The organism is Lacihabitans lacunae (assembly GCF_042649125.1).
Classification (GTDB): Bacteria; Bacteroidota; Bacteroidia; order Cytophagales; family Spirosomataceae; genus Leadbetterella; species Leadbetterella lacunae.
In genome coordinates this window covers 645,675-665,070 of record NZ_JBHRYQ010000001.1, presented here as the reverse complement: position 1 = coordinate 665,070, position 19,396 = coordinate 645,675, and the positions used below count along the sequence as shown (strand labels likewise).

Sequence of the window (19,396 nt, the reverse complement as noted above, 5' to 3'; positions counted from 1 at the left end):
TTGTAGAATAGGATCCAAAATAATAATGAGTTTTAATAAAACATTAGGTAGTTACCCAGGCATATTAATAATCATCAGCTTAACTGTTGCCCTTTTTTTAATTGGCTTTTGTGGCTGGATAGCTATTTCTTCAAAAGAACTTATCAAATACGTAAAGCAAAATGTAGAGATCCAAGTCTACCTTGAAAGAGATCTCGATGCTTTAGAATTAGCTAAAATAAAATCAGACCTTATCAATTTAAAAATAGCCGAGCACACATCATCGAGGCCTGGAGTGGTTTTAATCTCAAAAGAAACTGCAGCTGATATATTTTTCAAAGATACCAAAGAGAATTTTAAAGAGGTACTAGGCGACAATCCATTTAGAGACGCCTACACTATAAAACTAAAAGAAGAGAATATTTCAGAGAGTAGACTCAAAGAAATGAAAACTCAGATTGAAAAAGTGCCTGGAGTTTTTGAGGTAGACTATGCCAAAGATTTTTTGAATGGGATAATTTCCAATGTTAACAAAGTATATAAAATCTTAGCCGCCATAGTTTTAATATTTTTCATAGCTACTTTATTACTGATTAACAATACTATTAAGCTTGCTTTGTATTCACAGCGGTTTATTATCAGAACCATGCAACTTGTAGGGGCTACAGATTATTTTATTCAAAAACCATTTTTAGCCAAAGGTTTTTTCCAAGGAACTGTGGCAGCGTTAATTGCAATATTATTGGTATTTTTCACTAAAACAGTCGCCATCAGTCAAATAGAAGGTTTATCCATTATTCAGAATACACAAAATACCATTTGGCTATTTTTAATTTTATTAATTTTGGGTCCAATGATTGGGGTAATGAGTACTTATCAATCCATAGTTAGATATCACAAATTAGATTTAGATAAATTATATTAAAAAATGAAAGAGAAAAAAGAAAAAACAGAATCAGTTATGGCTGACTCAAAACCAACTCATCTTGCGTTTGGGAAAGGTAACTTCACGATTATGTTAGCGGGTGTAGCCTTGATAATCATTGGTTTCATTATAATGTCACTCGATAAGGAAGAGTTTGGATTTGGTTTTATGGGTTTAACACTCGGGCCAATCGTAGCCTTTTCTGGCTTCATGATAGAATTTTATGCTCTTTTAAAGAAAAAATCTTGATTAAATGAATCTAATCCAAGCCATAATTCTGGCCATTATTGAAGGTATAACAGAGTACCTTCCAATCAGCTCCACGGGTCATATGATCATTGGAGCTTCTTTTATGGGAATAGCTGACCAAGCTTTTACCAAAATATTTGAAGTAAACATTCAATTTGGAGCCATTATCGCTGTAATAGTATTGTACTGGAAGCGTTTTTTCCAAACGTTAGATTTTTATTATAAACTATTTGTAGCTTTTATACCAGCTGCTGTCATCGGTTTTTTGGCCAATGATTTCATTGATTCTATACTAGAAAACGTGTGGGTTGTTGCCACAAGTTTATTGTTAGGTGGTGTGGTTTTGGTATTTATCGATAAACTATTTGAAGATAAACCACAAAAGGAGGAAGCTAATTATAAAAACAGTTTTATAATCGGTTTGTTCCAATGCATTGCCATGATTCCGGGCGTATCTCGATCTGCGGCTACTATTATAGGAGGAATGTTTCAAGGATTATCAAGAAAATCAGCGGCTGAATTTTCGTTCTTTTTGGCAGTGCCTACCATGTTTGCAGCTTCAGGCTATAAACTACTAAAAGGATTTAAAAATGGAGACTTAAACTTTGACCAAGAACAACTTATGCTCTTGGGTGTGGGTAACGTGGTGGCATTTATTGTTTCCATAGTGGCAATAAAATTCTTCATTGGTTTCCTACAAAAACATGGATTCAAAGTGTTCGGATATTATAGAATTGCTCTTGGACTAATTTTACTTGGACTGATGTGGTCAGGTGTAGATCTTAAAATTGTATAATGATTCCGGAAATAGAAATACCATTTAATAACGAGGTATTACTCCTTGACAAGCCACTTACTTGGACCTCATTTGATGTAGTCAATAAAGTGAGATACACAGGCAAATTTAAAAAAGTTGGGCATGCGGGCACCTTAGACCCCCTTGCTACAGGTTTGCTAATACTCTGCACGGGAAAAAAAACCAAAGAAATAGACCTATACCAAGGCTTACCTAAAGAATATACAGGAACCATAACATTGGGCAAAACCACTCCTTCATACGACTTAGAAACTGAAGTAGACGCAAACTTTCCTGTGGACCATATCACCGAAGAAGGCCTAGAAAAAGCAAGGCTATCTTTTATGGGAGTCATTAGTCAGATGCCCCCTATTTTTTCGGCAATTAAAGTTAAAGGTAAGAGGGCTTACGACGAAGCCAGAAAAGGAAATACGATAGAATTAAAAGCGAGGGAAATTGAAATTTTCGAATTTGATATTGACACAAAAAATTTCCCAGAAATTAGTTTCCGAGTGGTATGCTCAAAAGGAACCTACATCAGAAGTTTGGCTTACGATTTTGGTAAAGCCTTAAACTCAGGAGGCTTTTTGAGTTCATTAAGAAGAACAAAAATTGGAAACTTTTCGGTTGATAATGCCTACACAGTAGAAGATTTGGTGGAAAAACTAAAAGAAGCTAACCAAATCTAATCGCTATTTCTTTCCTTGAATTTTGAATAACAATTATGAAAATATATCATAAACTTTCAGACTTTAAACCATTGGGAAATGCTGTCGTAACCACCGGCACATTCGATGGAGTTCATCTCGGTCATAGAGAAATACTGAGCAGGCTGAAAGAAATCTCAAAAAAGAACAAAGGAGAAAGTGTGTTGCTTACGTTTTGGCCACACCCAAGATTAATAGTATCCAAAGACAATGATAACCTTAAACTCCTTACTACTATAGATGAAAAGACCGAATTACTCAAAGAAGTGGGAATTGATCATCTTATAATTCTACCTTTCACCAGAGAGTTTTCAGAATTATCTTCAGAGCAGTACATAGAAGATATTTTGATTAAAGGAATAGGTACAAAGACTCTGGTAATTGGTTACGATCACCGTTTTGGTAGAAATAGAGAAGGCGGCATGGACTATTTGGTTAAAAATGCCGACAGATTCAAAATTGGTATAGAAGAAATTACTAGGCAAGAGATTGAGAATATCACCATTAGCTCCACTAAAATTAGGGAGGCCATTTTGAAAGGAAATGTACATGTGGCCAACGAATTATTAGGAAGACCGTATGCGTTTGAAGGCCATGTGGTTAAAGGGCGTCAACTAGGAAGAACTATTGGTTTCCCCACAGCCAATGTTAAAATTCAGAAGGAATATAAATTGATTCCTAAAAACGGAGTTTACGCGGTAAAAGTTAGCCTTAGAAACGCCACATATTCCGGTATTATGAATATTGGGAATAGACCAACCGTAGATGGAATAGGCACTACACAAGAAGTTCATATTTTCGATTTTAATGACGATATTTATGGTGAAACTATCAAAGTAGAAATTATAGCCTATATCAGAGATGAGAAAAAATTTGATTCAATTCAAAATTTAATTCATCAAATAAAGGAAGACTGTATAGAGGCACTAAAAGTCATTTAACATGATTTCACAAAAAAACACAAAGATTATATTTTGGAGTATTAGTTTAATAACTATTGGCTGTCTTTGGTTTTTTCAATATGTGATCACCGTAAATATCCCCTGGTGGGATGATTTCCATGGAATCATGCTTCCGGTATATCATTTATTTTCAGATGCTCCAATCTCTGAAAAACTACAAGAGTTTGTTTCATTAAACAATGAACACCGTGTTGTAAATGATCGGCTTTTCAATTTAGCAATTTACTTGATTTTTGGTGTATTTGAGATGAAAACCTTAGCTATGCTAGGCTTTATTAATTTGATTCTCATTTTCTTCGTTCTTTATAAAGTCACAAGGCCGTATAATGCAAATATATTGACTTATGTACCTGTTATCTTCCTGATATTCAATGCTCAATATTTTGAAAGCTTACAATCTTTGATGGTGCCTTTTCAAAACTTCTCCGTTATTTTCTATGTATTTTTAAGTCTTTATTTTCTTTTATATTATCCCAAAAACGGCTTTAAACTCTCTTTCTTATTTGCAATTATTGCCTTATTTACACATGGAAATGGCATTTTGATGCTAGTACTTGGTGCTTTGATTTTATTAGTAAAAAAGAAATACAAAAATCTTGGAATTTGGATTGCCTTAAGCGTTATTTTAGTATTTGTATATTTTCTAGGTTATAACAAACCTGCATGGAACCCAAATGTCTCCCCTACCGAACATCCGCTTCAAGCATTTTTGTACGTTTTTGAATTTCTCGGCTCATACGCACTAAATATAACAGATACCTCTACAGGCCTTACAAACAGCTCATTAAGAGTTATTTTACCTACAGCTTTAGGTTTAATTATTGTGATATTGTTCACATTCTTTTTTCTCAAAAAATACACCATTATCTCAAAAAACTATATACTTTATTTGAATAAACTTGCACACTCAAAGTCAGATTTATTCCTAACTGCTTCCATATTATTCTTCCTCGCTACAGGACTTCTAATTGGTTGGACACGCACGGGATTTCCGATGGTTAGTCGTTATACTATTAACTCTCACATGCTTATTGCATTGGTATATTTGTTTTTAGTTCAAAACATTAAAAACAATCGAAGTTTTATTGTAGCAGCAAGTGGTTTCAGTTTTTTTATGTTAGTGCTCTCGTATTACAACAACCTAGACGAGGGAATTATGAAAAGAAAAAATGCAGAAACGGATGGATTAAACTGGAGGTATTCGGGTACATGGGCTAACCAGTATTTCATACCGAAACACGTGGAATTGCTGAATCCTTTGCTCACAGAGATGTACCAGACCAATGATTATGTTTTCCCTAAAAATGAACTGGAAGACTATAGGACTCTACATGTGGAGCCCAAAAGTACTACTTTTATTACAGATCAAACAAATGATATATTATCTATAGAAGCCATTTATCCCTTAAAAAATGATTTATGCGAAGCTCATGGTTTATATTTCAGTATTGAAAACGAGGTAGTTTCATTTATTTTTCCAGCCAAACATCGTAGAAATAATCCGATGCAGCTCTTAAAGCAAAAAAGCTTTTACGATTCAAACGTAAAAGCTTCCTTCCCACTATTTTTAGTACCTAAAGGCACTTATAAACTTTTTGAAATTCAATACACCAAGGATTCTATCCGAAAGTTTGAAACCGGAAAAACAATTTCGAACTTTTAGGCATTGCGTACATAGCTACCTAACACTTTGATATAATCACCATGTTTATTTAATATTTCCTGGAATTTTTCGTCTTTGTGGTATCCCAAAAGTTCTACAAAAAACCAAAAGTTAAAGTCTTCGTCTCCTTTGTATGGTCTGCTTTCTATCTTGGTAAGGTTAATATTTTGCTCCTTAAAATCCATTAAAAAGTTCGCCAAAACTCCTGATTCATCTGTCTTTGGCAGTCTTGCTACAAGCGTAGTTTTATCGTTACCTGAAGGCTGATTTTCAAAAGTTTTTGATATTATAAAAAAACGTGTTCGGTTGTTTGAGTTGTCTTCTATGTTTTTGAATAAAACTGGAAGTCTAAATAGTTTTGCTGCTATTTCACTACAAATTGCTGCGGCCTCAGGATCCTCAGCGGCTAACTTTGCTGCTTTAGACGTAGATTCTACTTGAATTTCCTCTGGGTGTGTTTGTTCAAAATATTTATTTAAAAAGCCTCTACATTGTCTAAAAGCGATATCTTTAGAATAAATACGTTTAATTTTTGAAGGATTTTCAGCCTCAGTCGCCATCGTAAAATGTACGGGAATCTTTAACTCAGCCGCAATATTTACTTGGGTTTCGTTTAGTAAATCAACCGTTTCATATACTATACCTTCTTGGTTGTTTTCGATAGGGATTACACCAAAACGCACTCTTTCAGTTTCAACCGCTTCAAAAACGGCCTTGATCGTAGGCAAAGTCACGTATTCTGACATGGCTCCAAATCTACTTTCAGCAGCTTGGTGAGTAAAACTGCCCTCTGGCCCCAAATACGCTATTCTTTCTGGAAGTTCTATATTTCGAGCTGCAGCAAAAATCTCTAAAAATATTGCTTCGATTGCATCTTTGTTTAGAGGACCTTTATTTTGCTCAAAAAGCCTCTCTATAATTTGCTTTTCCCTTTCAGGCCTGTATATGACAGCCTTTGTTTTATTTTTTATCTCTCCTACTTTATGCACCCAATTCATCCTTTGGTTTAACAGTTCCAAAAGAGTATCATCCAGTTTATCTATTTCTTGCCTTACGTCTTCTAAAGTCACTACCTTATTTTATTTAATTAATCCTCCAAAATTATCTCTTTTTCCTCAATTATGTCTTTTTCGATTACTAAATTTTCAATAATGAAATTTTGTCGATCAGGCGTATTTTTACCCATATAATACCCTAAAATTTTAGGAATAGAAGATTCTTTTTCCAAAATAACAGGATCTAATTTTATTTCTTTACCAATAAAGCCTTCAAACTCGTGAGGAGATATTTCACCCAAACCTTTAAAACGGGTTATTTCTGGCTTACCTCCTAGTTTTTTGATGGCATTTTGTTTTTCTTCATCAGAATAACAATAGAGCGTTTCTTTTTTATTTCTAACTCTAAAAAGTGGTGTTTGTAAAATAAACAAATGACCTTCACGCACCACATCTGGAAAAAACTGCAAAAAGAAAGTTAATAACAATAACCTAATGTGAGAACCATCTACATCGGCATCGGTAGCAATTATTATATGATTAAAACGAAGACCTTCTATACCGTTTTCGATATCAAGTGCGTGCTGAAGTAAGTTAAACTCTTCATTTTCATACACTACCTTTTTGCTTAAGCCAAAACAGTTCAATGGTTTTCCTCTTAAACTAAATACAGCCTGGGTTTCAGGGCTTCTTGCTTTAGTAATTGATCCACTTGCAGAGTCACCTTCCGTAATGAAAAGCATAGTTTCTAACCTGTCTTCATACTTTTCGTCAGTATAATGAAAACGGCAATCCCTTAATTTTTTATTATGAAGATTAGCTTTTTTTGCTCTTTCATTTGCTATTTTCTTTACACCTGCCAACTCTTTCCTTTCTCTCTCCGACTGCTCTATACGTTTCTTAAGTGCATCTTTAACATCTGCATGCATGTGCAAATAGTTATCCAAATGCTCCTTAATAAAATCATTGATAAAGGTTCTTACAGTAGGTGCATTATCTTCTAAAGATATGTTGGTTGACCCTAGTTTAGTTTTTGTTTGAGACTCAAAAACTGGCTCTTGAATTCTCACAGAAATGGCTCCAATTACGGATTGACGAATATCCTCTGGAGCATAGTCTTTGCCAAAGTGATCTCTCACTGTTTTAACAATAGCCTCTTTAAAAGCAGAAAGGTGAGTACCGCCTTGTGTAGTATTTTGACCATTTACAAATGAGTAATACTCCTCGCCATATTGGTTGCCGTGCGTCAATGCGAGTTCAATATCTGGACCCTTGAGGTGAATTATGTCATACCTTAGGTTAGAATCATCCGTTTTTCTTAACAAAAGATCTAAAAGACCATTTTGAGATAAATATTTTTTCTTATTGAAATTTATTGCCAAACCTGCATTTAGATAGCAATAATTCCAAATCATATTTTCAAGATATTGCGGTATGTAATGATAGTTTTTAAAAACTGTTGAATCTGGGATAAACTCCACATATGTACCATTTTTTTCAGAGCTAATCTCAATACCAGTTTCTTCGATTAATACACCACGTTCAAAAATCGCAAATTTACTTTCACCTTCTCTAAAAGATTTCACTTTGAAATAAGAAGACAGTGCATTCACGGCTTTAGTACCTACACCATTTAAACCAACGGATTTTTGAAAAGCCTTGCTGTCATATTTGGCACCTGTATTTATTTTCGATACTACATCTACTACTTTACCAAGTGGTATACCTCTACCATAATCTCTGATGATAACCTTACCGTCATTTAGGGTTATGTCAATTGCTTTTCCATTGCCCATCGCAAACTCATCTATACAGTTATCCATGACCTCTTTTAAAAGTACATAAATACCGTCGTCGGGAGACGAACCGTCGCCAAGTTTACCAATATACATACCTGGTCTGAGCCTAATGTGCTCCTTCCAATCTAAGGACCTAATACTGTCTTCGTCATAGGTGACTTTGCTTTCTTCTGCCATGTTTTACGTAAAATTTTTTTTTATAAAAAAAACAAAGTTACTTTGTAAAAAAAAGTACTTTTTAAAATTATAGTTTCTTTAATTTATTAAACCAAAAATCTTGTGTTAATTTGCATTTTATAAAGTGCAACATACCATTTAGCACAATAGCAAAATACGTTTTTAATATGAAATTTTCCAAATTTAGGAATACTATTCGATTCAGGAAAGAGCTTGCTTTATTTATTATTTTAATTGCCTCAGCAAGCAACGGTTTTTCGCAAACAACCACGAACCCCAACCAGATTCAAAACGTACCCGCATCAACTGAGCAAATGCCTACAGGCACAAACATTACCAAAGATGCTACCCCAACAAAAAATAGAACCACTGCTATAAATAGAGTGCCTACCACCACCCCAGCAGACACAAGAGGAATAACCGTAGCACCAGAAGACGCAGTCCAAATGGAAGCTGAGGAACAACAAAGACTTACGAGAGAAGCTGAATTTGCGGCAGATGAAGCAAAAGTGGCATTGAGAAAAAGAATTTTCGGTAGTTCTTTATTTGAAAACACCAAAGTAGACATTTCGGCAAATACAAATATATCTACTCCTAACAATTATGTTTTAGGAAGCGGTGATAAGCTCAAAATGGACATTTATGGGTATTCTCAATTTACACAAACAGCAACCATAAATGCCGATGGATTTATAGTTTTAGAAAAAGCGGGAGTTGTAAATGTGGCTGGTTTGACCATAGACGAAGCTGAAAATAAAATACGTAATGCCTTTTCTAGAATATTTATTGGTTTAAAAGGTGGAGCGGGTTATGGAGCTAACACGTTTTTTAAATTGTCATTGACAGGTTACAAAACTATCAAAATTAAAATAACTGGCGAAGTTATAGCACCTGGCACTTACACAGTTACATCATTTACCAGTTTACTTAATGCTTTATACCTATGTGGAGGTCCAAATGAAATAGGAACTTACAGAGATATAAAGCTAATCAGAGGTAATCGTACGGTTTCTACTTTAGACCTTTATGAGGTAATTACCAAGGGCTTTTCGAGAGGAGATTACTTATTGAAAGATCAGGATATAATACATGTAGGACCCTATGTAAGTAGAGTTGCATTAGAAGGCAATTTAAAAAGAGTTGGCCTTTTTGAAATAGAAAAAAATGAAAACCTTCAAGAAGCATTAAATTATGCTGGTGGTTTTAATCAATATGCATATACGGAAAGAATTAAAGTTTACAGAAATACGTCAAAAGAGAGAAAAATTCTAGATGTTGTAAATACAAGTTTTAAAAACACTTCGATTATAAATGGAGACTCAGTTGTGGTAGAACGAATTTTGGAGCGATTCGAAAATATGGTCTCAATTGAAGGAGCTATTTTTAGACCGGGAGAATACTCACTGGATAGTAACCCAACCCTGATGAAATTAATCAACTCAGCTGAAGGACTTAAAGACGAAGCCCTTCAAGGTAGGATAACTATAATCAGGACCAATGATGACTTATCTATTTCAAATATCTCTTATAACCTATCAGATATTAGGGCAAATAACGTACCAGACCCAACTTTAAAAAGACAAGATGCCGTTATAGTTCCAAGTATATTTAACTTAACAGAGGCTTCGTATATTAGAATTCAAGGAGCTATCAATAACCCCGACGCACAATTAGGAGTAGAAGTGCCTTACATTAAAAATATGACAATCCAAGACCTTCTTGTAAGAGTAGGCGGATTAACCGAGGCTGCTTCTCTTTCTAAAATTGAGATAGTAAGAAGAAAAAGGAATGTTGAACCGAATCAATTAGATGCTCAAATATCTGACATTATAGAATTTGACATTAGACCTGACTTGAGCGTAGATGCAAACCAAAAAATGGTAACGTTGGTACCTTATGACGAGATATTTGTTAGAACTTCTCCAAACTACGAAAAGCAAAACTTTATAACGCTTAAAGGTGAAGTAATTTACCCAGGCAAATATGGTATCAAATATAAAGATGAAAAGATCTCTGATGTAATAAATAGAGCAGGTGGTTTAACACCATTGTCTTACACAAAAGGTGCCACTTTGGTTAGAAAAACTTTGCTTACTGAGTTTCAAAGAACACAAAGAGAAGATGTTCTAAAAAACTTAAACCTAAATACAAAAGTTAAAGACATAACTGCTGTAGAAGATGAAGAACTAACGCAGCTAAATGACCCAACTATTAAGGCAAAAGATAAAAATTTAATTACTGAATCTATTGGAATAGATTTAGCTAAAATACTTGAAAACCCAGGTTCTCTTGCAGATATAATCCTACAGGATGGAGACGAAATAAACATTCCAACAAGACTACAGACAGTGAGAATAGAAGGTGAAATACTTTATCCAACCACTGTAAAGTACCAATCAGACTATAACTTTATTGATTATGTTTCTCGATCGGGAGGTTTTACAAAAAAATCATCTAGAGGAAGAGCTTTTATTATTTATCCTAATGGATCAGTAGACAGAACAAGAAAGTTTTTATTTGTAAAAATATTCCCAAAGGTTGAGCCAGGAAGTGAAATAATAATTCCAACCAAAACTGAGAATACGCAACAACAGTTTAATCAGTTTGCAGCATTTATTGGTACAATAAGTGGCACATTGGCTACTATTGTAACAATAGTTGGTTTGGTACAATTAAATAAAAAATAATTAGCGTGTCCCCATCAAATAATATGGAAGAAAAACAAATTTCAACCAAGGCTTTCATACTTAGCATTGTAGATGTTTTCAAATACCTAGGCAAATATTGGCAATTGCTTTTAATTGCACTTTTACTTGGAACTGCTTTTGATCTTGTAAAATCATTCTTTTTTGCACCACCAAAAAAATATGATGCAAAAATAGTTTTTCATTTAGAACTAGAAGGTGGAGGTGCTACAAACCAGCTTGGGGGCCTTGCTTCATCGTTTGGTTTAGGAGGCGGCGGTGGTGCTGGAGGCGGAGACCTATTTGGTGCGGCTAATTTTGAGGCTATTGTTACTTCTGGAAATGTCTTTCAAAAAGCTTTTATGAAGGAAATAATGGTAGGTGATAAAAAAGAGCTTTTCATAAATTATTTTATTGACAGTAGTGATATCAAAACCAATGAATGGGGAAAAACCTTATTTCATGGCCCTTCTGATTATTGCAAATATAGATTTACTAAAAAAACAGCGGCAGAGTTCACACCATATGAAAATATGATTTTCGCAGATGTTTATACAAAGCTATATGAAACAACAAAAATAAATCCTCAAGATAACTCTAGTTTATTTGAATTATCCGCTCAAACTTCAAATGAAATTTTGACTAAAAGATGGGTGGAAGTTTTGTTAGAATCTACAGAAGAATTTTATAAAGAAATGAAGACGAAGAAAACTCGTCAACTACTTACTATTCAAGAAAAAAGATTAGACAGTCTTTCTTATCTAATTAAAACCATGGATAGGAAAATTGCCCGAATAACGTTTGACAATCCAAATGTGGTAGATCCGGGCGGTATTTTGAAACAGCAACAAACCAACAGAGATAACACCTATATCACCAATCAATATTTAACTCAAATGGCGAATGTGGAGGCTTTGAACAGGATGATAATTGAACAAACTCCAATTTTTACCATACTTGAGCCTGTAAGGTTACCACTAGGCATGATCGAAAAATCAGGTTTAAACACACGATTAGGAGGAGTTATAGCTTTGCTAGCTGTTATATTTATACTATTAATAATTAGATCGATAAAAGACGTTTTATCTGATAAAGCGTAAGAATATTTGGAATGGAAGTTAAAGAAAGAATTATCACAGGTAAAAAGTCTACTGCAGAATACTTAAAAGAGATATGGCTATATAGAGAGCTTTTTTGGATTCTTGCAAAAAGAGACATTCTTGTAAAATATAAACAGACAGTACTAGGAGTTGGTTGGAGTGCAATTAGACCATTGGTAACTACATTGGTTATGGCCTTCGCCTTTGGTAAAATTGGGAAACTAAATGTTGACACCTCTATACCTTTTACTTTGGCTGTAGTACCAGGTGTAATTATCTGGTTATTTTTCTCTCAATCCCTTCAAGCCCTAAGTCAATCTATAGTTTTAAATAGTAATTTAGTTACTAAAGTATACTTTCCCAGGGTTATTATTCCTTTGTCAACTATTTTCCTAGGTTTGTTAGATGTCAGTATAGCTGTTTTATTGTTTATTTTCTTTTGTGTGTACTACCAATTTATGCCCGATTGGAAAATAATTTTAGCTCCCCTATTTATATTTTTATCTTTTATGTCAGCTTTCGGAATTGGGTTAATTTCGGCCGTGCTAAATGTAAAATATAGAGATATAGGCCAAATAATCCCATTCGTAATACAGTTTGGATACTTTGTGAGCCCAGTTGGTTATTTAACTGACAATGTTAGGTCAATTTCTGACAACCCATGGTATTACAAAATCTTCGTATTGAATCCAGTTACTGGTGCTATAGATGCACTTAGATGGTGTATGTTAGGTGACTTTGCCAAGTTTAATTGGGATAGTTTTATTCCCTTTATCATTTTTATATTTATTACGTTTTTCTGGTCTATTAGCTTTTTCAGAAAACATGAAAACTCATTTGTAGACCATATTTAATTCGAAAAAACATGACTGTATTAGAAATAGAAAATGTATCGAAAAAATATGTTTTAAACCAGAAAAATAAATCTAACGACGATTTAAGAGACTCAATATCTCGCTGGTCAAGAAACTTATTTAAAAAAGAAAAAGACAACCAAAAAGAAGAATTTTGGGCTTTAAGAGATATAAACTTAGAAATAAAACAAGGCGATAGACTGGGCCTTATAGGTGCAAACGGTGCCGGAAAATCTACCTTATTAAAAGTATTAAGTCAGATAACCGAGCCAACAACTGGTAGAGTTAAGGTAAAAGGCAGAATGGCCAGTTTACTTGAAGTAGGAACTGGTTTTCACCCAGAACTGACAGGAAGGGAAAATATTTTTTTAAACGGTGCGATTTTAGGAATGCAAAAAGCTGAAATCAACCGACATTTTGATGCAATCGTAGAATTTGCAGGTATTTCTAAGTTTTTAGATACTCCCGTAAAAAGATATTCATCTGGAATGTATGTGCGTTTGGGCTTTGCTATAGCAGCTCACTTAGAACCTGAAATATTGGTTGTAGATGAAGTATTAGCCGTTGGAGATGCTGATTTCCAGAAAAAAAGTATTGGTAAAATGAGAGATGTCTCTAAAAGTGGACGTACGCTTATTTTTGTAAGTCATAATCTTACGGCTGTACAAGGACTTTGTAACAAAGGTGCTTATCTCAAAGGCGGTGAATTGATTAAAACAGGCCACATAGATGAAGTTGTAAATGAATATGTAAAAAACGTATCAAAGTTTAATCTCCTTCAAAAATGGGAAAAACCAGAATTGGGACCAGGAAACGACTTTGTTCGTATTAAGTCTATTAGCCTTATTCCAACGCAAAATATTGAGCAAACAAAGTTTAATACTACTACTGAGTTTACTGTAAGTATCGAATATTGGAACTTAATGGATACTGCGGAATTAAACGTGAGTATTTTTCTATATTCGATGATTGGTGAATGTGTATTTAATCTAGGTGATGACGCTAAGCATTTCAAAAAAGGCATAGTGAAGTCGGTATGCAAAATTCCGGGAGATTTCCTTAATGACGGTTCTTATTACATTTCAGTTATGATCGTTAAAGATAGGTTGGCTCCAGTATACTTTTTTGAGGATGCCTTGGCATTTGATATTCAAGACTACAGAGAAGGAACCGACTGGTACGGAAAATGGCCAGGTGCAGTTCGCCCAAAAATGATAACAGTTGAGTCAAAGCAATTGGAATTTATGGATTGAGGAATTTGCTTCAATCGTCAAAAATGATAATTTTACATCTTTATATAAACAAACTTCAGTGAGAATAAACGTTACCAAATCTTTTTTACCCCCTATTGAGGAGTATCAAAATCAAATCAAGCGGATTTGGGAAACAAAATGGTTAACTAACAACGGACCATTATTAGTAGAACTAGAAGAGAAGTTACGTAACTACCTTAATATCAAAAACATCACGATAGTAAACAATGGCACCATTGCCCTACAATTGGCAATAAAAGCTCTTGGACTCACAGGAGAAGTTATTACTACGCCTTTTTCTTATTGTGCCACTACCACATCATTACTTTGGGAAAACCTTGAACCAGTTTTTGTAGATATCCAAAAGCATGATTTAAATATTGACGCCAACCTTATTGAAGCCGCTATTACACCAAAAACTTCGGCCATTCTTGCTACACATGTTTATGGCAGACCTTGCGATGTTGAAAAAATTGAAGAAATAGCAAAAAAACATAAGCTTAAAGTAATATATGATGCTGCTCACGCATTTGGCGTAGACTATAAAGGCAAGTCATTGCTTTCATATGGTGACGTTTCTACTTGTAGTTTTCATGCTACTAAAGTTTTTCATACTATAGAAGGTGGCTCAGTAGTTTGTAATGATACGGAAGTATTTGAGCAAATCAAACTAATGAAAAGCTTCGGCCATGTATTAGATGAATATTATGTAGCCGGCATTAATGGTAAAAATTCAGAATTTCATGCAGCCATGGGTTTAGTTAACCTAAATCATTTAGCAGATATTATTAGTGGAAGGAAAACCATTTTTGAAAAATACAGTAGGGAATTGAATTTTAGTATTCTGGAAAAACCAAAAAGCAATAATTCTGAAGAACTCGTTTATAACTATGCATACTACCCGATAGTATTGCCAAACGAAGAGACTACACTTAGAATAATAGATAAATTAAATGAAGTGGATATTTTTCCAAGAAGGTATTTTTATCCTTCACTAAATAAACTTAAATATCTCAACACCTACCAAAGGTGTCCGGTATCAGAAGATATTTCTTTACGTGTTTTATCGCTTCCATTATATCCCGATTTAGATATTGAAGACCAAGAGCGAATAATAGATATAGTAAATAAAAACCTATAATTTTGAATACCAATAAAAGTAATATTCTATTTGTAAGCCACGACGCAAACCGGGCCGGAGCTCAAATATTTTTACTAAACATTATGCTTCATTTGAAAAAAGAGGGGCACGATGTTAAACTATTATTGGTAGATGAATGGGGCGATTTAAAGGCAACTTTTCAAGAGAACTTCAAAACCTATATTTTAAATAAACAAGAATCAAATACCTCAAAACTTAGTAAGTTCAAAGAGGTATTTAAAGAGAAACAAACTGTATTTGAAGAAATTAAGGCAGATAGAAACATAGATTTCATTTATGTAAATACCATTGCGAGTGTGCATATATTAGAACAATTAAAACTGATATTTAAAGTTCCAGTTATTACACACATTCACGAGTTATCCTACTCTATAAGTCAATACGGCCCGACAGACGCGTATCACATTCTTGAAAAATTTAGTGATAAAATCATCGCATGCTCTGCCGCTGTAGCTCATAATTTATTTTTAGAAAACGAAAATCTAAAGTCAAAAACTGAGGTAGTTCATTCATTTGTAGACAATGAAAAAGTTTTAACCGTTAAAGATAAAAATAAACCCAAGATATTTCGCGAAAAAATAGGTATTAAAGATAATGAAATTCTGGTAGGGGCATGTGGAAATGCTGATTGGAGAAAAGCTACCGATATCTTTGTGCAAATTGCAGCAAGAACTTCCAATATTAACCCTAAAATACATTTTGTTTGGATTGGAATAAAAAAAGACACCGAATATTTCAAACAGCTAGAATATGATGCTAAGAAACTTGGTGCTGACCAAAAAATAATTTGGGTCTCCCCTACTCCTGAGGCGATATCTTTCATAAATGCCCTTGATATATTTTTGGTTTGTTCTCGTGAGGATCCATTTCCTTTAGTTATGTTGGAGGCTGCTTTGTGTGAAAAGCCCATTGTTGGTTTTAAAAACACAGGAGGAGCAGAAGAATTTATAGGAACTGATGCTGGCATTTTAGCTGAATATTTAAATATAGATGAGATTTCAGAACAGCTAATTTCACTTTCAACTAATAGTGAACAAATCCATAAACTTGGAAAAAATGCTCAAACTAAAGTTATTCAAAACTTTAGCTTCGATATGTCAATTCAGAAAATTCAGAAAATCTTAAATACGTTTGGCTAATTTTAGTTAAAAAAGGGCAAAATCTGAGCCTTTCCATAATATTTTGTAAATTGCAATGTTTTAATAAAAACATAATTTGAACATGCGAATTCTTACTATATATACATTTACACTTTTTCTTTCATTTGCTTCTTTCGCACAGAAAGAAAGGGGAAAAATGGTGGTAGCACCAAAAATTCCACAAGGAAAAAGCACAACCACAGAAACTAAACCAAAAGAAAAACAAGAGTTTGACTTTATTTTCGAAGAGGAGCCAAAACTACGCTTCTCTAATCAGTTTGAAAACAGTAACCTCAATAAAAAAGCAGGCTCTGCTACAACAACTACTGAAACTTCGAATGGAATACGAATTGAACCTTTGAGAGAAATCAACCGATTAGTAGAAGATGATACCTCTAGTATAGATGAAGGTGAACTTTTGATTGTTGAAATAGAAGAAGATGCTCAATTTCAAGGTTCAGACAATATGGTTGGTATTGCCTCATATTTTTCGGTTTGGGATACCAAATCTATAAACCCATACGGAATAAGTCCAAAAGAGTTTGATGACATAGTGCCAATTAAGTTATACGAAATTAGCGAAGGAAGAAATTGGGCTCCGGTTTTAGACAAAAGCGTGATTACCTCACATTTTGGATGGAGAAGCAGAAGATGGCACAAAGGGACAGACCTTGATTTAGAAACTGGTGATCCGGTTTATGCCGCATTTGACGGAATAGTGAGAATAGCTGGGGTGCATTCAGGGTATGGTCGAACTGTAATATTACGTCATTATAACGGGCTAGAAACATTATATGGTCACCTTTCTAAAATAAATTTTGAGCCAAACACAATTGTAAAAGCGGGAGAAGAAATTGCAAAAGGTGGAAATTCGGGAAGAAGTTCGGGTTCGCATTTACACTATGAAACTAGGTACGAAGGAAATCAGTTTGACCCCGAAAATATCTATAATTTCAAGGTTAATCCCATGGAAATAAAAGGGCAAGAACTTTTGCTTTCTTCAAAGCTATATGATTATTTGAGAGGTGGCTCTAGCAGATCTGCAAGTATGTCTGCTGGCGGAAACACAGAGGGAAATGCACCGGCAACCTTACAAGGTTCAGGCCAAGGAGAAGATGACAACGAAGACATAGAAGAAGAAGAAGAAATTCCTGTTCAAGTAGCTAAAAAAGTTTGGTACCAAGTAAGACCAGGAGATAACCTAACCGAAATAGCCCGGAAATTTCATACTTCGGTTTCGGAAATATGTAGATTAAACAAAATCAGTTCTTATAAAACACTTCGCTCAGGATTTAGACTTAGAATAAAATAATGGATCACAAAGTAGATATTTTAGTAATGGCCGTGCATCCTGACGATGCCGAATTAAGCTGTGCGGGCACAATACTAAAACACATAAAAGAAGGAAAAAAAGTAGCTCTAATTGACTTTACAGCCGGAGATTTAGGTACCCGAGGTACGCCAGAAATCAGAATAGCAGAGGCAAATGAGTCTGGGAAAATCTTAGGATTATCAGCGAGAGAAAATCTGGGCTTCCGAGATGGATTCTTTAAAAACGACGAAGAACACCAAAAAGCAATTATAAAATATATTAGAAAATATAGACCTGAAGTGGTTTTGGCTAATGCGGTAGAAGATAGGCACCCTGACCATGGAAGGTCATCTCAACTAGCAGATGAAGCATGTTTTTACAGCGGACTTAGGATGATTGATACTTTTGATGAGGAAGGAAACAAACAAGCCGCATGGAGACCAAAGGCTGTGTATCATTACATTCAAGACCGATACATTGAGCCTGACTTTGTGGTAGATGTAAGTGAATTTTGGGAAACTAAAGAACTTGCTATTCGAGCATTTAGAAGTCAATTTTTTGATCCAAACAGCAAAGAACCCGAAAGTTATATTTCATCTCCAGAGTTTTTGGATTTTATTAAATCGAGATCTGCAGAAATGGGTCACAAGATTGGCGTAAAATATGGTGAAGGCTTTACTAAGTCAAAAACAATTGGGGTAAAGTCACTTTTTGACATATTTTGATAACCGTAGAATATTTTTCCAGTCCGCTCGAAAAATAATAGCGATGTGATTAAGTAGGTTTTCAAAAAAACCAAAGTGACTTTGAAGTACTTTATACCTATCAAGCCAAGACTTCACCATTTGTTGGTGAGAAACACCGCCTTCTAGGTATTTTGCTAAAACTCCAGGATATATCATGCTCTTCTGAGCAGCTTTAATACATTTTATTTCCCAATCAATATCGGCACTTAGGTTATTTTCAATATAAAAAGGAGCCAATTCTCTTTTGACAATAAATGCTTGGTGACAAATCAACATACCTTTTTTAAAGGATTTCCAGTCCAAAACTTTCGGTAATTTATGAGGGCCTATTTCAGAGCGTAGGCCTAAATCTTTTCTAACTGAATCTACAATCATGGTTTCACCATACACAATATCAGGACTTGCTGCCACTTCAAGTTCTTTTATTTTTTGAATAGCCTCTCGCTCAAAAATTTCATCCCCTGCATTAATAAACCAGATGTATTTACCAGTTGCGGCTTTAATCCCCTTATTCATAGCATCATACAAGCCTTTATCTTTTTCAGACTTTATGTAAGATACTTGTTCTTTGTATTTTTCAGCTATGGCCATCGTACCGTCTTTTGAACCGCCATCAATAATAATATACTCAAAGTCAGAAAGTGTTTGATTAGCGATACTAAGTATAGTACGCTCCAAAAACTTCTCAGCATTGTAGGTGATAGTGATGATACTTATTAAAGCCATATATGAAAATTTGACACAAAGGTAAGAAATATGTTTTTGTGCTTAAAAGTAAATATTAGCACCAAAGGAAATCAAAATTGATTTTTTAGCAAATGAAAACCCTTAATGACATTCAAAAATAGAAGCTTTTAATTATCTTTGGCATGCTTTTAGACCAGCATTAAAGAG

Annotated in this window: 17 protein-coding genes; 14 read left to right on the top strand and 3 right to left on the bottom strand. The window is 34.3% G+C overall.

The features are described from left to right. The first annotated feature begins 25 nt into the window (after positions 1–25). The 6 genes from ACFOOI_RS02810 to ACFOOI_RS02785 are packed head-to-tail and all read left to right on the top strand — an operon-like array spanning position 26 to position 5,281. Positions 26–904 (top strand): cell division protein FtsX, encoded by an 879-nt coding sequence (locus ACFOOI_RS02810; RefSeq protein ID WP_379834799.1) that lies wholly within the window; start codon positions 26–28, stop codon positions 902–904. Positions 905–907: 3 nt separating this feature from the next. Further along, the gene (locus tag ACFOOI_RS02805; protein WP_379834797.1) at positions 908–1,153 is read left to right on the top strand and encodes a DUF3098 domain-containing protein; all 246 of its coding nucleotides are present in this window, start codon (positions 908–910) and stop codon (positions 1,151–1,153) included. A gap of 4 nt (positions 1,154–1,157) precedes the next feature. Further along, the gene (locus ACFOOI_RS02800) at positions 1,158–1,949 is read left to right on the top strand and encodes an undecaprenyl-diphosphate phosphatase (protein ID WP_379834794.1); all 792 of its coding nucleotides are present in this window, start codon (positions 1,158–1,160) and stop codon (positions 1,947–1,949) included. Beyond that, positions 1,949–2,638 (top strand): tRNA pseudouridine(55) synthase TruB, encoded by a 690-nt coding sequence (gene truB, locus ACFOOI_RS02795; protein ID WP_379834792.1) that lies wholly within the window; start codon positions 1,949–1,951, stop codon positions 2,636–2,638. Before ACFOOI_RS02800 ends, truB begins: the two co-directional genes overlap by 1 nt. A 35-nt stretch (positions 2,639–2,673) precedes the next feature. Then, a complete protein-coding gene (locus ACFOOI_RS02790; protein WP_379834790.1) occupies positions 2,674–3,597 on the top strand; it encodes a bifunctional riboflavin kinase/FAD synthetase in 924 nt (307 codons plus the stop codon). A 1-nt stretch (position 3,598) separates the two neighbouring features. Next, the gene (locus tag ACFOOI_RS02785) at positions 3,599–5,281 is read left to right on the top strand and encodes a hypothetical protein (protein WP_379834788.1); all 1,683 of its coding nucleotides are present in this window, start codon (positions 3,599–3,601) and stop codon (positions 5,279–5,281) included. Here the strand turns inward: ACFOOI_RS02785 and pheA are convergent. Both pheA and ACFOOI_RS02775 read right to left on the bottom strand, forming a co-directional pair. After that, complete coding sequence (gene pheA / locus ACFOOI_RS02780) at positions 5,278–6,351, bottom strand: prephenate dehydratase (protein ID WP_379834786.1); 1,074 nt, start codon at positions 6,349–6,351, stop codon at positions 5,278–5,280. The genes ACFOOI_RS02785 and pheA overlap by 4 nt on opposite strands. A 17-nt stretch (positions 6,352–6,368) precedes the next feature. Continuing rightward, positions 6,369–8,252: a DNA topoisomerase IV subunit B gene (locus ACFOOI_RS02775; RefSeq protein ID WP_379834784.1), complete on the bottom strand. Its 1,884-nt coding sequence runs from the start codon at positions 8,250–8,252 to the stop codon at positions 6,369–6,371. A gap of 167 nt (positions 8,253–8,419) precedes the next feature. Between ACFOOI_RS02775 and ACFOOI_RS02770 the strand changes: the two genes are divergently transcribed. The 8 genes from ACFOOI_RS02770 (at position 8,420) to bshB1 (ending at position 18,481) form a co-directional block, all read left to right on the top strand. Continuing rightward, positions 8,420–10,939, top strand: coding sequence for a polysaccharide biosynthesis/export family protein (locus ACFOOI_RS02770; RefSeq protein WP_379834782.1), 2,520 nt, complete (start codon positions 8,420–8,422; stop codon positions 10,937–10,939). 23 nt (positions 10,940–10,962) lie between these two features. Continuing rightward, complete coding sequence (locus tag ACFOOI_RS02765; protein ID WP_379834780.1) at positions 10,963–12,036, top strand: hypothetical protein; 1,074 nt, start codon at positions 10,963–10,965, stop codon at positions 12,034–12,036. Between the two features lie 11 nt (positions 12,037–12,047). Then, complete coding sequence (locus ACFOOI_RS02760; protein ID WP_379834778.1) at positions 12,048–12,890, top strand: ABC transporter permease; 843 nt, start codon at positions 12,048–12,050, stop codon at positions 12,888–12,890. Between the two features lie 11 nt (positions 12,891–12,901). Then, on the top strand, positions 12,902–14,143 hold the full coding sequence (locus ACFOOI_RS02755) for an ABC transporter ATP-binding protein (RefSeq protein WP_379834776.1): 1,242 nt from the start codon (positions 12,902–12,904) through the stop codon (positions 14,141–14,143). A 58-nt stretch (positions 14,144–14,201) separates the two neighbouring features. Further along, positions 14,202–15,284, top strand: a complete 1,083-nt coding sequence (locus ACFOOI_RS02750; RefSeq protein WP_379834774.1) for a DegT/DnrJ/EryC1/StrS family aminotransferase — start codon at positions 14,202–14,204, stop codon at positions 15,282–15,284. Between the two features lie 2 nt (positions 15,285–15,286). Beyond that, positions 15,287–16,444 carry a glycosyltransferase family 4 protein gene (locus ACFOOI_RS02745; protein ID WP_379834772.1) on the top strand — a complete coding sequence of 386 codons (1,158 nt, stop codon included), beginning with the start codon at positions 15,287–15,289 and terminating at the stop codon, positions 16,442–16,444. A gap of 82 nt (positions 16,445–16,526) precedes the next feature. Continuing rightward, the gene (locus ACFOOI_RS02740; RefSeq protein ID WP_379834770.1) at positions 16,527–17,756 is read left to right on the top strand and encodes a peptidoglycan DD-metalloendopeptidase family protein; all 1,230 of its coding nucleotides are present in this window, start codon (positions 16,527–16,529) and stop codon (positions 17,754–17,756) included. Further along, complete coding sequence (gene bshB1, locus ACFOOI_RS02735; protein WP_379834768.1) at positions 17,756–18,481, top strand: bacillithiol biosynthesis deacetylase BshB1; 726 nt, start codon at positions 17,756–17,758, stop codon at positions 18,479–18,481. Before ACFOOI_RS02740 ends, bshB1 begins: the two co-directional genes overlap by 1 nt. Here bshB1 and ACFOOI_RS02730 read toward each other — a convergent pair. Continuing rightward, positions 18,461–19,228 carry a glycosyltransferase family 2 protein gene (locus ACFOOI_RS02730; protein WP_379834766.1) on the bottom strand — a complete coding sequence of 256 codons (768 nt, stop codon included), beginning with the start codon at positions 19,226–19,228 and terminating at the stop codon, positions 18,461–18,463. The two genes, bshB1 and ACFOOI_RS02730, sit on opposite strands and share 21 nt — an antisense overlap. Positions 19,229–19,396: the final 168 nt, after the last annotated feature.

What these genes read in the sequence shown, in the direction of transcription:
- ACFOOI_RS02755 (WP_379834776.1), top strand. Translation starts at nt 12,902, where the DNA reads ATGACTGTATTAGAAATAGAAAATGTATCGAAAAAATATGTTTTAAAC.
- ACFOOI_RS02810 (WP_379834799.1), top strand. Translation starts at nt 26, where the DNA reads ATGAGTTTTAATAAAACATTAGGTAGTTACCCAGGCATATTAATAATC.
- truB (WP_379834792.1), top strand. Translation starts at nt 1,949, where the DNA reads ATGATTCCGGAAATAGAAATACCATTTAATAACGAGGTATTACTCCTT.
- ACFOOI_RS02800 (WP_379834794.1), top strand. Translation starts at nt 1,158, where the DNA reads ATGAATCTAATCCAAGCCATAATTCTGGCCATTATTGAAGGTATAACA.
- ACFOOI_RS02765 (WP_379834780.1), top strand. Translation starts at nt 10,963, where the DNA reads ATGGAAGAAAAACAAATTTCAACCAAGGCTTTCATACTTAGCATTGTA.
- ACFOOI_RS02790 (WP_379834790.1), top strand. Translation starts at nt 2,674, where the DNA reads ATGAAAATATATCATAAACTTTCAGACTTTAAACCATTGGGAAATGCT.
- bshB1 (WP_379834768.1), top strand. Translation starts at nt 17,756, where the DNA reads ATGGATCACAAAGTAGATATTTTAGTAATGGCCGTGCATCCTGACGAT.
- ACFOOI_RS02730 (WP_379834766.1), bottom strand. Translation starts at nt 19,228, where the DNA reads ATGGCTTTAATAAGTATCATCACTATCACCTACAATGCTGAGAAGTTT.
- ACFOOI_RS02775 (WP_379834784.1), bottom strand. Translation starts at nt 8,252, where the DNA reads ATGGCAGAAGAAAGCAAAGTCACCTATGACGAAGACAGTATTAGGTCC.
- ACFOOI_RS02805 (WP_379834797.1), top strand. Translation starts at nt 908, where the DNA reads ATGAAAGAGAAAAAAGAAAAAACAGAATCAGTTATGGCTGACTCAAAA.
- ACFOOI_RS02770 (WP_379834782.1), top strand. Translation starts at nt 8,420, where the DNA reads ATGAAATTTTCCAAATTTAGGAATACTATTCGATTCAGGAAAGAGCTT.
- ACFOOI_RS02760 (WP_379834778.1), top strand. Translation starts at nt 12,048, where the DNA reads ATGGAAGTTAAAGAAAGAATTATCACAGGTAAAAAGTCTACTGCAGAA.
- ACFOOI_RS02785 (WP_379834788.1), top strand. Translation starts at nt 3,599, where the DNA reads ATGATTTCACAAAAAAACACAAAGATTATATTTTGGAGTATTAGTTTA.
- ACFOOI_RS02740 (WP_379834770.1), top strand. Translation starts at nt 16,527, where the DNA reads ATGCGAATTCTTACTATATATACATTTACACTTTTTCTTTCATTTGCT.